Here is a 16,764-nt window from a genome sequence, read left to right on the forward strand (position 1 = left end):
TTGGAATGAGTAAAGTAAAAGAAAGAGAGTCAGCGGCGAGAAAAGTGTACATGGAGTTTTGGGACAGTTACCAAAGTGGTGATCTCGAAGCTTTTGCCTCCACATTAGATCCCGATTTTAAAATGATCGGCACTTCCGAATCGGAGCTTGCTCATTCCAAGGAAGAGGGGATCTCATTCTTCAAATCCCAGATGGAAGAGGTACTTGGTAAGGCAGAGATGCGCAATCGAGAGATAGAGCTGATGCCAATAGACCAGTTGATTTTGGTCACTGAGCATTGTGATATTTATGTGTTGATCGAATCAGAATGGACCTTTTATTCCAAGATTAGAATATCCTCCCTATTGCGAGAAAGTGACACTGGGTGGAAAGTGTTGCAGCAGCATGGCTCTCTGCCAGATATGCGCGTGCAAGAAGGAGAAACAATGGCTCTAGATAAAATTGCCAAAGAAAATCTGGAGTTACGTGATGCGATCAAACGGCGAACGATAGAGCTGGAGAATAAAAGTAGGGAGCTCGAGATTGAAGCTGCTCTAGAACGAGTACGAGCAGTGGCTATGGGAATGAAAACCCCAGATGATATGCTTCAAGTCTGTCGGGTTATTGCAAGTCAATTGGATTCACTTGGTGTCAGACATATTCGAAATGTGCAGACAGCCATTATCGAATCTAAGGAAGAAATCTACCTCTGTTACCAATTTTTCCCGAGTTACGATCAGGACATTATCGAGCGAACTGAGTATCCCAAAAACCCAGTAGAGCAAGAAATGGTGGATCAAATGCTAGCAGCAAAGGATAATCATTTCATGGGCGTCTTAAAGAATGAAGAACTCAAAGATTTTCGGGAACACCGCAAGAATGAAAATTACCTGACTGATCCACTTTTGGATGAGGTTAATGACCTAGGATATTGCTTTCTTTCGATCGGCGAAGGAGGGCTAGGACTTACGCTTTATCAATCTTTGGATGAACAATCCCTTGCCTTATTCAAGCGCTTCCACCAGGTGTTTTCCTTGGCCTATCAACGCTTTCGCGATATTCAAAAAGCTGAAGCTCAAGCTAGGGAAGCCCAAATAGAGGCAGCTTTGGAACGGGTTCGCTCGACTTCTATGGCCATGCATAGCAGTGAAGAGCTTCAAGGGGTGATCCGTGAGGTTTATGAACAACTCAGCAAGGTGGGTATCAAATTAGACCACGCTGGATTTGTGGTGGATTATGAGGCATTTGGCGATTGGCACTTTTGGATCGCTGATGAGGCAGATATCCCCTCAAAAATCACTCATCCGTATTTCGAATCAGTTTGGGCAAATCAATTCAATGAGGCTAAACAAAAAGGAATAGAATCCTTCAGCACTCTCTTAGATTTTGAAGAAAAGAACCGCTTTTATCGTGAGCTATTATCTCACGTACCCAATCTGCCAAAGGCTTCTATGGACTTTTATCTGAGTTGCCCCGGGCTCGCTATAACGACGGTACTCTTCGATAAAGTCTCCCTTTACATGGAGAATTTTGAAGGTATACCTTACTCAAGCGCGGAAAACGAAATTTTGCTAAGATTTGGGAGAGTTTTTAAACAGGCCTATACCCGCTTCCTTGACCTCCAAAAAGCTGAAGCCCAAGCGAGAGAAGCTCAAATTGAAGCAGCTTTAGAAAAGGTGCGAAGTCGTTCATTAGCCATGCACAAAAGTAATGAGCTCAATGAAGTGGTTTCTATTGTTTTCGAAAAACTGAAGGAGTTACAAATTCCTGCAACAGCGGTTGGTATAGGTATCGCCATTGAAGGGTCTAAGGATTTGGATTCTTTTGTTTGTGGGCAAAATGAGGATGGTTTAGTGATCACCAATTACCGCCTCCCTTACTTTGATAACCCTGTCCCAAAAGATTTAAATCATGCACTTAATGAGCAATTAGATTTTTTCGTGGGGCATTATTCAAAGGCTGAAAAAGATGCTTTCTACAATTATGTAATTGAACACACCGCGGAATTCAAGCATTTGCCAGAGGATATATTGAGGATGATTTTTGAAAGCACCACCTACAGCATTACCTCGGTGGCAGTTAGAAATGCAGTTTTTAATATCAATGATTTTGAAGGCAAGGTATTGGCTCCATCAGAAATAGAAATCATCCAACGATTTGCGCGGGTATTTGACCAAGCCTACACCCGATTTCTAGATCTTCAAAAATCTGAAGCACAGGCGAGAGAAGCCCAAATAGAAGCCGCTCTAGAACGGGTCCGTTCTGCCTCAATGGCCATGCACAAAAGTGATGACCTTTTGTTGGTGATTAAGGCCGTTCACGAACAAATCACAGAACTTGGGATTAAAGTTGACGCCAGTAATTTCCAAACTTACATTGAAAATTCTCGAGATTTTTATTTGTGGGCAATCACTACCACCCATTCCTATCAACAAAAAATAAGAGTCAATCACATAGATTTTGGCATGACCAAACAAATGTGGGATGCATGGGATAGGGGTGATTCTTTTGCGGAAATGCAATCCGATGCGGATGAAATGTATCGTTGGTGGAATAAAGCATTTGAAGTCACCGAACTTAGTCATACACCAGCACACCGACGGAAAATTATTCTATCTGCTCCCGGATGGAATTCAATTGTAGCTAGAAGAAATACGGTTGGTTTACAGCTACATCGCTACAATTTAGAAAGGTTTACAGAACAAGAAAAAGATATTCTAGACAGGTTAGCTACGGTTTTCGAACAGTCCTACACCCGATTCCTAGATCTTCAGAAATCTGAAGCACAGGCCAGAGAAGCACAAATAGAAGCTTCACTTGAGCGGGTAAGGTCACAGGCCATGGCTATGAGACAGAGTGACGATTTGGTAAATTGTACAAGAATTATCTTTGATGAATTAGAAAACCTGAACCTTTCCATCGAGCGAAGCGGGATCGGGATTTTCGATCCCGAAACTAGGGACTGTGAGCTATGGACCACGGTCATAAACGAAGAAGGTAAAAAAGAATTAACCACGGGGATTACTTCACTTACCGTCCATCCCCTATTCATTTCCACTTTTGATTCATGGCTCAGCCAAACTCCACTTTCATACACCCTGGAGGGCCAAGAGCTTCAAGACTATTACAACTTAGTCTCCAAAAGCAAATTTGTCCTGGCAGATAATATTGTGGAAAAGTCCACTTCGCTTCCAAAGGAATATTACCATTATTCTCCTTTTGCTGCCGGGGGCTTGTATTTTTTCGCCGATACCGAACCTACTAATGAAGACAAAAAAATTATCCGAAGGTTCGCAGAAGTATTTGACTTGACTTATACCCGATTCCTTGACCTGCAAAAAGCAGAAGCGCAGGCTAGAGAGGCGCAGATAGAAGCCGGCTTAGAACGGGTTCGATCAGCTTCAATGGCCATGCATCGTAGTCAAGAACTTGAGAAAGTAGTTGAGGTGACATTTAGTCAATTGCAAAGCTTGATGCTTCCCATAGATGGTTGTCAGTTAATCACCTTTGAAGATCAATCAAAGGACTTTCACTTTTGGTCAGCTACGCCAGACATGATTTATCCGACTCGGCTAAATATCCCTTATTTTGATCACCCTATTTTTTCAAAATTTTGGAAAGCTCGCGAAAGAGGGAAGTCTTTCCTGAGTTTTGATTTAACTCGTCAAGAAACACTCGATTTTTATAATCACTTGTACGACAATACAAATCTTGGTAGTTCTGTCACCAAAGAAAGATGGGGAAAAATTCAATCCATTAAGCATGGTTTTAAAACCTCCTGGGGCATTCAGAAAAACACAGGTCTTTGGGTTTTCAATTTTTCTAATCACCCATTCACGAATGAAGAAAACTCGGTAATTGATCGCTTTGCCAAAGTTTTCGAACAGTCTTATACCCGATTCCTTGACCTTCAAAAAGCAGAAGCGCAGGCCAGAGAGGCACAGATTGAAGCTGCACTGGAAAGAGTCAGGTCCAGATCAATGGCGATGCATTCCAGTTCTGAACTTGGTGATACCGCTTTGGTAGTTTTCCAAGAGCTGAATAAGCTAGGCATTGATTCAGTTCGAGGAGGAATTGCCTTGATAAACGAAACGCTTGATCAAGCTGAGCTTTGGCTAGTCACAGAAAAAGACGGTAAAGCAGAAACCCAAATCCTAGGACGGGCAAGAGGCAAGGATCATTATTTCTACAAAAATTATCTGGAAGCTTTTCGCCGAAAAGAAGATTACTCTTTGTCAGAATTTGCCGGCAAGGAACTAGAAGAGTATTATCAAGTTGCCTCTCAATTCTTGAATGTACCCATACCAAAGAAATTTCCTGAGCGTGAATTCTATTATGGTTTCTACTTTAATGAAGGTGCCATTAATGTGATCGCACGAAGAGCTTTGGAGCCAGATGAACTATCCATTGGCCTCCGATTTTCAAAAGTTTTTGGCCTTGTTTATCGTCGATTCCTTGACCTGCAAAACGCAGAAAAACAAGCTAGGGAGGCACAGATTGAAGCCGCACTTGAACGAGTGAGATCCAAAGCCATGGCCATGCACAATACCGGTGATCTTGCAAATGCCAATAGTATAGTGTTCGATGAATTAAATCTATTAGGGATAGCTCCTTTGAGATCTGGGATAGGATTGATTGAGGCTGAAACTGGGCAAGGAGAGATGTTTAGTACCGTTCCATCAGGAGAGGGAAATACGCTACAATTGGTAGGAAAAATATCTTTGACAAACAATCCCATATTGGAGTCAATATTCGATCATTGGACAAAGAAGCAAGTATATACTCCTACACTAAATGGACAAGAATTAAAGGAATATTATGATCTCATTCTTGCGAGCTATGGTGACTTGCCGAAACCAAAGTTTTCAAAAAATGAAGTCCAATACGGTTACTTCCTACCCTTCAAACATGGTGATTTTTATGCGTGGACTCAAGATCCATTTAACGAGGATGAGCTGAAGGTGATTAAAAGGTTCGTTAGTGTGATTGACCTTACTTACAATAGATACTTTGACCTCAAAAAAGCCGAAGCACAGGCACGGGAAGCACAGATTGAAGCAGCTCTTGAGCGAATAAGATCCCGCTCCATGGCCATGCATAAGACCAGTGAACTATCTGAGGTTATCTTGGTACTCTTCAAACAATTCGAGCATTTAAACTTAGTTGTTGATACATGCTACATCGATATCTTCGATGAGGCTAACCGAGGGTTTAATGTCTGGATCGGAGCAAGTACTGCAATCTATCCTAAGCAAGTATGGCTACCCTACTGTGATCATCCCATCCATCTTTTAAATAAGAATGCCAGAAAAAATGGCATTGAGTTTTTCACCTTCGACGAAGACAAACGCTCAAAGGAGGCATACTTCGAGCATTTTTATCCCAAGGCCGAAGGCATAGATGTTCCAGAAGAGCGTAAAAAATATATAGCGCGAGGCATGGGTCTGACTGGTTCTGCTACCCTAGGCATCCACTCAGGTATCACGATGTTCAATTACCAGAAGAACATTTATTCTGAGGAAGAAAATAACATTCTTAAACGAATGAATAAGGTCTTTCAACAGACCTACACCCGATTCCTTGATCTTCAAAAAGCAGAAACACAGGCACGGGAAGCAGTAAAACAGTCTTCCCTAGATCGAGTAAGAGCAGAAATTGCTTCTATGCGAACTGCCAAAGACTTAGAGCGGATTACACCACTAGTCTGGAAAGAATTACAATCCTTGGGAGTTCCTTTTTTCCGCTGTGGAGTGATGCTAGTCAATGAAGAAAAAGAAGTGCTAGATTTCTACCTGTCCAATCCCGAAGGCAAAGCTCTTGCCGCCTTGCATTTAGACTATGACAATTCGGAGATTACCCGGAAAGGAGTCAAGCATTGGAGAGAGCAGACCACCTACATTGAGCATTGGACGCAAGAACAGTTCCTCGCTTTCACGAAAAGCCTCCTGGAACAAGGGCAGATTTCAAACATCAGCACCTATCAAGGAGGAGAAAAACCTCCTACTTCACTGACATTACAATTTGTCCCTTTCACTCAAGGAATGGTTTATGTGGGTTCCGAAACAGATCTGAGCGCCGAAGAATTAGACTTGGTCGCTGCTTTGGGGAGATCTTTATCCGTGGCATACGCTCGATATGAGGACTTTACTCGTCTCGATATGGCCAAGGCCAAAGCCGAGCAGGCATTGAAAGACCTTAAATCAGCTCAGGAACAACTGGTGCAGCAAGAAAAACTCGCCAGCCTAGGTCAGCTCACAGCTGGAATCGCTCATGAGATCAAAAATCCATTAAACTTTGTCAATAACTTCTCAGACCTCAGCCGAGAGCTGATCGAGGAAATTTTGGAAGAGAGAGCCAAAAACCAAGAATCAAGAGACGAGTCGCTGATAGATGATATTTTAGAAGATATCAAGTCAAATCTACAAAAAGTACATGAGCACGGTTCACGTGCAGACGGGATTGTCACTTCCATGCTTCAACATAGTCGTGCCTCAGGGAGTAAGCGGGAACCCAAAGCATTTAACCCAATGGTGCAAGAATTTGTCAACCTGTCCTATCATGGCATGCGAGCAGGAAAGGCCCCTATCAATGTGAAAATTGACTTGCAGTTGGATCCCCAGGTCGGGGAGGTCTCCCTGATTTCAGAAGATTTTTCACGAGTAATTTTAAACCTCTGCAACAATGCATTTGATGCTATGCGAGATAAACTTTTAAAGAGTGGGGACCGAAGAGTGGAGGCCGAAGATGGCAAAAGCTACTTACCAAAATTGACGGTAAAAACGGTTTTACAAAGCGACCAAGTGCTACTTTCCATAGCTGATAACGGAGGTGGAATCCCAGAAGAGATCAAAGATAAAATCCTTCAGCCCTTCTTTACCACCAAAAAAGGCACTGAAGGCACAGGCCTCGGGCTTAGCATTACCCATGATATCATTAAAGCACATGGAGGAAAATTAAGTGTAGAAAGTGAAATCAATAAAAATACCTCCTTCACCATTTCAATACCCATAAGTCAATCCGTTGATGGAAAAAAATAAAAAACGCCAGCTGGAGGAAACCTACCAGAGGTTTATACATGCAGGTCTTTCGGGATCTGAACCCAAAAATCTAGTAGAATTTATCGACCAAAAAGTTGTGGGTTTTGGCACTGCTATAGACGAGAAAATTCGAGGTATTGAGGAGGTGCAAAAGCTACTAGAAACTCAAAAAACCCAAAGCGAAGGACTTACGATCACATGGAAGGTAACACCCGTAGATCATTACACCACCGAGGATGAAAACACTGCAATTTTTGTAGATGAGGTGCTTATTGTAGTTAAATCAAAAGATCAAGGATTTGAGTTTTTAGCTCGTTTTTCCATTATCCTAGAGTATATCAAAAATACCTGGAAAATCATTCACTGGCATGGATCCAAGCCTGAGGAGGTAGAAAGTGAAAAGGACACCTGGGGAATAGACATGTACAAGCAACAAGCTGAGAAGCTTCAAAAGCTAGTGGATGAAAAAACGACTGATTTAAAAGAAAAAAACCGAGAACTCGAAATTGAAACGGCTTTGGAACGCATCCGAGCCAAAGCTATGGCGATGCATCATTCCACCGAATTGTCATCTGTCGTGGACACTTTATTGCAGGAGTTCACCAAACTAGATTTCAGATTGACCTTTTGTATCATCAATCTGATCGATGAGCAGGACAGGAGCAATACGGTTTGGGCTGCAAATCCAGAAACTGGTAAAGATGCAGAATCCTATTACATGAAATTTGAGGATTATCCCTTTCACCATGCCATGTGGGATGCATGGAAAGCTCAAGAAAAGCGGTTTGTTTATACCATAGCTGGCGAAGAGAAGAAAATTTATGATGAGTATCTCTATTCGGAGACTGAATTCCGTCGATTTCCCAAGCATGTCCAAGATGCCAACAAAGCCCTAGAACGGTATGTTGCCGGATTCACTTTTTTCGAGTACAGTGGACTTCAGACTGTCAGCGAAGACTTTATTTCGGAGCAGGATCTAGCTATTCTCGAGCGCTTTGGGAGAGTTTTTGAGCAGGCATATACTCGGTTTTTAGATTTAAAAAAAGCAGAGGAGCAGGCTAGAGAAGCAGAAATCGAATTGGCTCTAGAGCGTGTACGAGCAAGAACCATGTCAATGCAGACTTCCGAAGAACTTGCAGATGTAGCATTCATCCTCTTTGAGCAACTCAGAAGCTTGGGAGGTAACCTGTGGGGCACTGGCTTTGGTCTTTGTGAAGAAAATTCGGAGAAAGATGAATTTTGGTTTGCCAATGACAAAGGAATTTTTCCTCCAGTGGCTATACCCAATACTACTGATCCAGCGCATAAGCAAATGTATCAGGCCTGGAAGGAAAAAATGGATTTCCTTTCTATAGAAAAGTCTGGAAAGAATTTAGAAAGCCATTATGAATACATGCTATCACTTCCCGAAGTTCGACCATTTTTTCAAAAAATCATTGACGAGGGCCTTTCTTTCCCAGAAAAGCAACAGTGGAATGCCGCATATTTTTCGAATGGATATTTACTAATCATTACACTAGAACCTTATCCCGAAGTAGGAATCTTTAAGAGGTTTGCCAAGGTATTTGAACAATCCTATACCCGCTTTATAGATCTGCAAAAAGCAGAGGCTCAAGCTAGAGAAGCACAGATCGTTGCATCCTTGGAGAGAGTTCGTGCGGCAACTATGGCAATGCACCAATCAAACGAGTTGGGTGTGGTACTTTCCAAACTTTTCGAGCAGTTTGATGTGCTGGGAATCAAACCTAGTCACGCTGTTTTGACACTAATTAATCAGGAGAAAAATACACTGAATTTTCGCACCACTGGAAAAAATGGATATCAGGTCTTAGGAGAGCAAGAGGTTGATTTAACAATTGTAGATGCCTGGTTAGATACCGCTGAAAAGTGGAAAAAAAGCGAGCCTAATGCTGTCAATGTAAATGAATATCCTCCTGAAATACTTCCAGAGGTTTGGGAAGTTTACAAAGACATTTTGGACTCCATGCCCAAAAATGCTAGGCCGGAGGTCAAGGATTTTCCAGATGGTCTATTTATCACAGAAGGCTATTGCAAATTTGGATACATTGGCTTTGCGCACAATCGAAGGCCCACATCAGAAGAAAAGGACATAGTTCGCAGAATAGCAGCGGAGTTTGGCTCATTATATCAGCGCTTCCTTGACCTTCAAAAAGCAGAAGCTCAGACTAGAGAAGCTCAAATTCAACTTGCTTTGGAACGGGTCCGCGCTCGAGCCATGGCTATGCAAAATAGCGAGGAACTGGCCGATCTTTCGCAGGAACTGGTCAAGCAGGTAAAGGCCTTGGGCGTAGAGACTTGGTTTTGCGCTTTCAATATTTACCAAGAAAATGGTCTAGAATCGATAGAATGGGGTAGTAATGGTATGGCCACTTTTCCCAGATATAAAACTCCCAGAGAAAATGTCTTTTTGGAATATTTCGAAGCAGGCCAAAAAGGAGAAACCCTATTGATCAATGAAATCGGAGAAGAAGAATGCCCAGCACATTACGAATACTTATGCAGCCTTCCTGGTGTGGGTGAGCAATTGCTCAAAATGAAAGAAGAAGGGATACCTTTTCCAAAGTATCAGATTGATCATGTTGCTTTCTTCAAGTTCGGATATATTCTATTCATTACTTACGACGCAGTACCCGAATCTCATGAAGTATTTAAGCGTTTTGCTAGGGAATTTGAACAAGCTTACACCCGTTTTCTAGACCTAAAGAAAGCAGAAGCTCAGGCCAGAGAAGCACAAATAGAAGCTGCCTTGGAACGAATAAGATCCCGCTCTATGGGCATGCAAAAAAGTGAAGACCTGGCAGAAGTAGTTCGGCAGACCACAATGGAGATCATGGAGTTGGGAATCCAGGTAAGTAATACTCAAATTGGAATTGACTTTACAAGCGATCCAAATGTTGGAATGAATAATTGGGTCTCCGTTGAAGGACAGCGGTATCTTAAAAAATTCCATATCCCTTACATAGATCATCCGGTCACAACAAAATTTTATGAAACGCTTGGGAACGATCTTGGTTTTTTCACAGCGAAATATTCCAAATCAGAAAAGAACGCATATTTCAAATTGTTATTCGAGCACTCTGATTTTAAGGAAACTCCTGAGGAAAGAAAGAATTACGTTTTCAACACTCCGGGTTGGATAATCTGCAGCGTGATTTCAAAAAATTCTTCAATGCAATTTGCGCGATACAGTCTCGAGGAGTTTACCAATGAAGAAATAGAGGTATTTAAGCGTTTTGGAAAGGTTTTCGAACAAGCCTATACCCGTTTTCTCGATCTGCAGAAGGCTGAGGATCAGGCCCGAGAAGCTCAAATAGAGGCTGCCCTAGAGCGGGTAAGATCCAGAACTATGGGAATGCAAAAAGCTGCGGAACTAGGAGATGTAGCCCAGCTTCTTTTTGGTGAGTTGAACACATTGGTGGATGACTTATGGACCTGTGGATTTGTACTTTGTGAAAAAGACCAAAAAGAAGATGAATGGTGGCTCAGCTTGGACAATGGACTGATTCAACCCTTCTCCCTTCCAAATTTTGGGGACTTTGCTCATGAAAGCCTTTACGAAGGATGGGTAAAGGGCGAAACTTACAGAACCGTCACCCTAGAAAATAAGCAACTCCAAGCGCACTATGATTGGCTAATGGATATTCCGATTGCCAAGCAGATCTTTCATGATATGGAATCCTCGGGGATACCCCGACCCAACTGGCAGCGTCTGCACGCCGCTTATTTTAAGACCGGATATCTAGTCATCATCACAGAAGTCCCATGTGAAGGAGATGAAATCTTCAAACGCTTTGCTCAAGTATTTGACCAGACTTACACGCGCTTTCTTGATCTTCATAAAGCTGAAGCACAAGCAAGAGATGCTCAGATTGAAGCAGCAATGGAAAGAATCAGAAGTCGGGCTCTAGCCATGCATTCTTCTGATGGTCTAAAGGATGTTATCATTGAATTAAGGAGACAAATTGACTCATTGGGTGAATTGGATTTGGAAGCTAGCGTGATTCATCTTTATCCTGAAGGTGAGCCTATGTTCGAATCAATAGCGGCGGTAAGACCCCCAGGTGAATCCGGTGAAATAGTATTAGCAAACGTACATTTTCCCGTTGATGCTATGGATCAAGTAGAATACATGATCCAAATGTACCATTCCGAGATTTCAGAATATACCATTGAATTTAATAAGGAAATGGCTGAGGAATGGCAGCAAGTAATGGTCAAACATGCACCTATGATTGCCGAGCGAAGAGTGGGGTTTGTGAATAATCGAAGGCAATCTGATCATTCAGAATTTTGGAACTTTAGTGACTTTTCCGAAGGATCTCTTTTGCTGGTAACACATTCCCCCGCAAGTATAGACACCAAAGTGGTGCTAAGAAAAGCCGCAGCGGTATTTGATATCGCCTACAGGAGATTTCGTGATCTTCAAAAAGCTGAGGCTCAAGCTAGAGAAGCACAAATAAATTTAGCAGTAGAGCGAGTCCGTGCAAGGGCTTTGGCCATGAATCGATCAGAGAAAATTCTTGATGTTGTATATAAACTGAAAGAAGAGCTGATGGGCCTTGATATTTCGGGGGTAGCTGCTGCCACCATTTTACTGAAAGAGACTGATGGCAGAGTCCGTAGCTGGGATCTCACCTCTATGGAACAAGAGGGAGACCAAATGCATATCTCTTCTGATATCGTCTTCGATTTGGATACAACCCATCCCAATTTTTATCAACGCGAACTATGGGCCAAAGGGGAAGCATACCGGGTAGTGACACAAGACAGAGCATCGCTTAAGATTTCCACTAATTGGTTACGGGATCATGGTAAAATCAAGGAAGCTGAGGAAGCAGATGCATTTATTGCTTCTGCAGACATCAAGGTAGTATATCATCCTAGCGTTCCTTTAGCAAAAGGAAGAATGGTCATTGATTTGTTAGAACCGCCCCAAGAGGAGGTGAAATCCATTCTCACAAAAATGGCTGCGGCCTTTGATCTTGCCTACAAACGATTTGAAGACCTACAAAAAGCGGAAGCTCAGACCAGAGAGGCCAAGGTAGAACTCTCTCTAGAAAGAATCCGAGCGCAAGTTACTGCCATGAGAGAGTCAAGTGAGCTCTTTGATATTGTGGTAGCCATGCGCAAGGAATTCATCACTCTTGGTCATGAAGCAGATTACTTCTGGCATATGAAATGGACCGAAAAATCCTATGAAATGTCCATGACCTCTGAAGAAGGAGATCGAATTGGTATGGTGATCAGCATTCCAAAGTTTGTACATGATGACATTCCAAGATTGGCTGATTGGGAAAAGAGTGATTCCAACCTTTTTGTCTTGGACCTTAATGGGCCAGAAGCTTGGGACTATATTGAAAAAATGAACACCTATGGCAAGTATGAGCAAGTAGACCCTCATGCGCCATCGGAAGAAGATATTTTAGCAATAGGAGGTCTGACTTTTATAATTGCAAGAACCTCCCACGGAGAAATTGGATTCAGCCTAGCAGGCCAAGTTCCCGAGCCCCCTCAAGAATCTCTAGAAACCCTCATCCGCTTTGCTAAAGTATTTGGAATTGCATACAAGCGATTTGAAGATCTTAAAAAAGCAGAGGAGCAAGCAAAAGAAGCAAAAGTAGAGCTATCTCTAGAAAGAATCCGTGCCCAAGTCACGGCCATGAGAGAATCTGAAGAGCTCCTGGAAATCGTGGTAACTATGCGCAAGGAGTTTGTTAATCTGGGACACGAGGCTCATTACTTTTGGCATATGCGTTGGCTACCCGATACCTATGCCAAAGCTATGACTTCAGGAGACGGTACTCAAATCGGGATGGTCATGTCTTTACCTAGACATATCCATGGAGATATTCCGGCTGTGGCAGCTTGGGAAAAAAGTAATGAACCCACACATATCCTGGCAATGGACATAGATTTGGCCGTAGACTATGTGGACAAAATGATCAAATTGGGAGACTTTGAAAGGGTAGACCCGCAGGCTCCTACCTTAGATGACATTCGGCATATTGGGGGCTTGACCTTTGTCATGGCCAGAACAACACACGGAGAAATCGGATATAGCCTACCTGGCAAAGTAGAGCAGCCACCACAAGAATCCATAGATACACTTACTCGATTTGCAGGGGTTTTTGATTTGGCTTATCGACGTTTTGAAGACTTACTTACCTCGGAAAAACAAAACCGCAAAGCCAAAATTGAACTCGCACTGGAGCGAGTCCGAGCACGAGCGATGGCAATGCAGGAACCAGAGGAATTGGTAGAGGTGGCCCAAGTTTTACGAGAAGAAATGGGTCTCCTAGGGGTAGAAGAATTAGAAACCAGCTCCATCTATATCAATCAAGGCGAACAAGGAAAAGCGCAATGCTGGTATTCGATTAAAGATATTCGTGAAGGGGCCAAAACGTATATAGCTGATCATTTTGATCTGAATTACAAGGACACTTGGGTGGGCAAGCAAATGTTAGACTTTTATCAAAGTGACCAAACCAATACCTCCATTTTGATGCAAGGGGAACACCGGATCGAATGGATCAACTATTGTGCAAAGCGTACGAAAAAGCTGGATGGATACTATGGAAATGAAATTCCCGAGCGTACCTACCACTTGACCAAATTCTCGAATGGTGCCATTGGTGCAGCAACGCCAGGTGAAATTTCTCCCGAAAGCTGGGAGCTATTGCGAAGAGCAGCCACTGTATTCTCCCTTGCCTATTCCAGATTCCGCGATTTGTCTCAAGCGAAAGATGATTTAAAGAAATTGAAGCGTGCCAAGGCCAAAGCAGAAAAAGCACTGAAAGAATTGAAGGCCGCCCAGGAACAATTGGTGCAACAGGAAAAACTTGCCAGTCTGGGTCAGCTGACCGCGGGAATCGCCCATGAGATCAAAAACCCCTTGAACTTTGTGAATAACTTCTCAGATCTCAGTAGGGAACTGATCGAGGAAGTCTTCGAAGAATTGGAAAACATTGAAGATTCGGCGGCCAAAGAGGAAATCATTGCAATTCTTAATGATGTAAAAGGAAATCTATCCAAAGTTTATGAGCATGGATCTCGCGCTGACAGCATTGTCAAATCCATGCTTCAACATAGTCGTGCCTCAGGAAGTAAGCGAGAAGCCAAAGCCTTTAATCCGATGGTGCAAGAATTTGTCAACCTATCCTTTCATGGCATGCGGGCCGGAAAAGCTCCAATCAATGTGGAAATTGACTTACAGCTAGACCCAAAAGTTGGTGAAGTAGACTTGATCAGTGAAGATTTTTCACGAGTGATCTTGAACCTCTGCAATAATGCCTTCGACGCCATGCGAGATAAGCTGAATTCGAATAATGAATATCAGCCAAAATTAACCGTGAAGACCGCTGTGCAAAAGGACAAGGTATTGCTATCAATTGGGGATAACGGTGGCGGAGTTCCTAAGGAAATCCAAGACAAAATCCTCCAACCTTTTTTCACCACCAAAAAAGGAACGGAAGGAACAGGCCTTGGGCTGAGTATTACGCACGATATTATCAAAGCTCATGGTGGGGAAATCCAAATACATAGCGAACAAGATTCAGGCGCAACCTTCATCATCAGCCTTTCAAACTCATGAAAAAACTCTCCGGGCTCTTTACTTTTTTGATTATTCTCGCTCAGCCCCTGCTGGCACAGGAGGAGGTCGTTACGCTTGATGATGGAATGTTTCGCTCACATCAGCGAATATTTCTGGCGCCATTGGGCGGTTGGCTTTTCAAGCAAGGCCATGATCCCAAATGGGCTGATCCCGAATTTAATGTTTCTACTTGGGAAAAAATGAACCCTACAGCCATGAGTCCCGCGATGGAGGATGAAAACGGAAGAATCGAGGGCTGGTTTCGGATTAAAATCCGCTTGGATGATTCCCTAAAAGATCTTCCCATGTATTTGAATAGAAATCTTTGGGCAGCTACAGACATCTTCTTGGATGGTCAGTTGATTCATTCCTTCGGTGATACGGGTGATCCTTATAAGGCTTTCAACCCCGTTCTTAAATATCCACAACCCATTGATATCGATTTGGGTAGAGAATACGTTCTCGCAGTTCATTTTGTGGATTACGAGTCTACCTTTACGCAACGAGAAATCCGTCTGAAACCTGAAAACTTAGAGTCATTCCTGAATCTCACCGGGCCTGCCTTTGTGCAGTGGGTTGAAAGAGATCATAAACAAACCCATATCTATGTTACCCTTAGCATAGGAGTTTCTTTTTTACTGTTTTTCTTGTATTGGTTTCTGGTCTACCTCAATCCCGACCAAAAGATTTTTCGCATTATCGCCTGGTATACAACGGCCGTTTTGATCGGGACACTGGTAATATTCGGACACACCCTTTTTGAGATGTCCTATACGCTTGAAAAAGTCAGGTTTATACTATTTGTTACTTTTCAGGCTATTATGACCCTTTTTGGGTTATTGATTTTGGAGTGGGTACTTACCCAGAAAATATCCAAGACCTCGTGGGTGCTTCTTCCTGTAATCTTTATAGCAAATATCCCCGCACATATTTTTTCAATCTCTCCTCCCTTTGCCATTGCATTTAGCTACATGCTCTTCCACTTTGGGCGCAAGCTCTATGTTCATCGAAACGACATTACCGGTGCGAATTGGGCCATCGTTGGCGCAGTAGTGGTACCCACGGCAGCAATTATTATTCAGATCATTTTGCACAAATACTCACTTGATCTTTACAATGAGTATGACAAATTACTTCTGTCCATGAATATCCTTTCCGCGCCCTTATTTTATCTGGCCTATATATCGATCAGGTTTAAGGAAACACAGGAGGCTGTACGAATCGAAAACCTAAAACTCCTGCAAGTCACCGAGGAAAAACGCGAAATTCTGGAGAACCAGAATACACTTTTAGAAGCCCAAGTGGAAGCTCGTACACACGAACTCAACCAATCACTTGAAAACCTTAAATCCGCTCAAGCTCAACTGATCCAATCGGAAAAAATGGCAAGCCTAGGAGAGTTGACAGCAGGAATTGCTCATGAGATCCAAAACCCGCTAAACTTTGTGAACAACTTCTCAGAGCTGAGCAATGAACTGATTGATGAAGTAGAAGAAGAGAGAGCCAAGAACCAAGAGTCAAGAGATGAGACCTTGGTCACCGAAATATTGGGTGACATCAAGCAAAACCTAAGCAAAATCAACCTCCACGGCAAGCGCGCTGATGCCATCGTCAAAGGAATGCTCGAGCATAGTCGAACAAATAAAGGCGATAAAGCACTTACAGATTTGAATGCTCTAGCTGATGAGTTTGTGCGACTCTCCTATCATGGACTTCGAGCCAAAGACAAAGAGTTCAATGCTGACTTTAAATTGGATCTCGATCCCGACTTACCAAAAGTGAATGTGGTTGCTTCGGATATCGGCCGAGTGATTTTAAATCTGGTGAATAATGCTTTTTACGCAGTAAATGAAAAAATAAAATCTGCCCCTGAAGGCTACAACCCAGAGATGGTAATCAGTTCGAAGCAGACCGAAAAAGGAATCGAGCTCTCCGTAGAGGACAATGGAGATGGGATTCCCGAACACATTAAAGAAAAAATCTTTCAACCCTTCTTTACGACAAAACCTACAGGATCTGGGACAGGTCTCGGATTGTCCTTAAGCTATGATATTGTGAAAGCACATGGAGGAGAATTGAGATTGACCAGCCATGAAAATCAAGGCAGCAAATTTACAATCCACCTAAAAACGTGAG

3 protein-coding genes are annotated in these 16,764 nt (G+C 42.8%); all 3 read left to right on the plus strand.

What is annotated here, in order from left to right; genetic code table 11:
* Positions 1-5 precede the first annotated feature (5 nt).
* The 3 genes from ACFOSV_RS06460 to ACFOSV_RS06470 are packed head-to-tail and all read left to right on the plus strand — an operon-like array spanning position 6 to position 16,763.
* On the plus strand, positions 6-7,016 hold the full coding sequence (locus ACFOSV_RS06460; protein ID WP_377904581.1) for an ATP-binding protein: 7,011 nt from the start codon (positions 6-8) through the stop codon (positions 7,014-7,016).
* On the plus strand, positions 7,003-14,628 hold the full coding sequence (locus ACFOSV_RS06465; protein ID WP_377904583.1) for an ATP-binding protein: 7,626 nt from the start codon (positions 7,003-7,005) through the stop codon (positions 14,626-14,628). Before ACFOSV_RS06460 ends, ACFOSV_RS06465 begins: the two co-directional genes overlap by 14 nt.
* On the plus strand, positions 14,625-16,763 hold the full coding sequence (locus tag ACFOSV_RS06470; RefSeq protein WP_377904585.1) for a sensor histidine kinase: 2,139 nt from the start codon (positions 14,625-14,627) through the stop codon (positions 16,761-16,763). Before ACFOSV_RS06465 ends, ACFOSV_RS06470 begins: the two co-directional genes overlap by 4 nt.
* Position 16,764 lies beyond the last annotated feature (1 nt).

It is taken from the genome of Algoriphagus namhaensis, from assembly GCF_042649705.1.
GTDB classification, from domain to species: Bacteria; Bacteroidota; Bacteroidia; order Cytophagales; family Cyclobacteriaceae; genus Algoriphagus; species Algoriphagus namhaensis.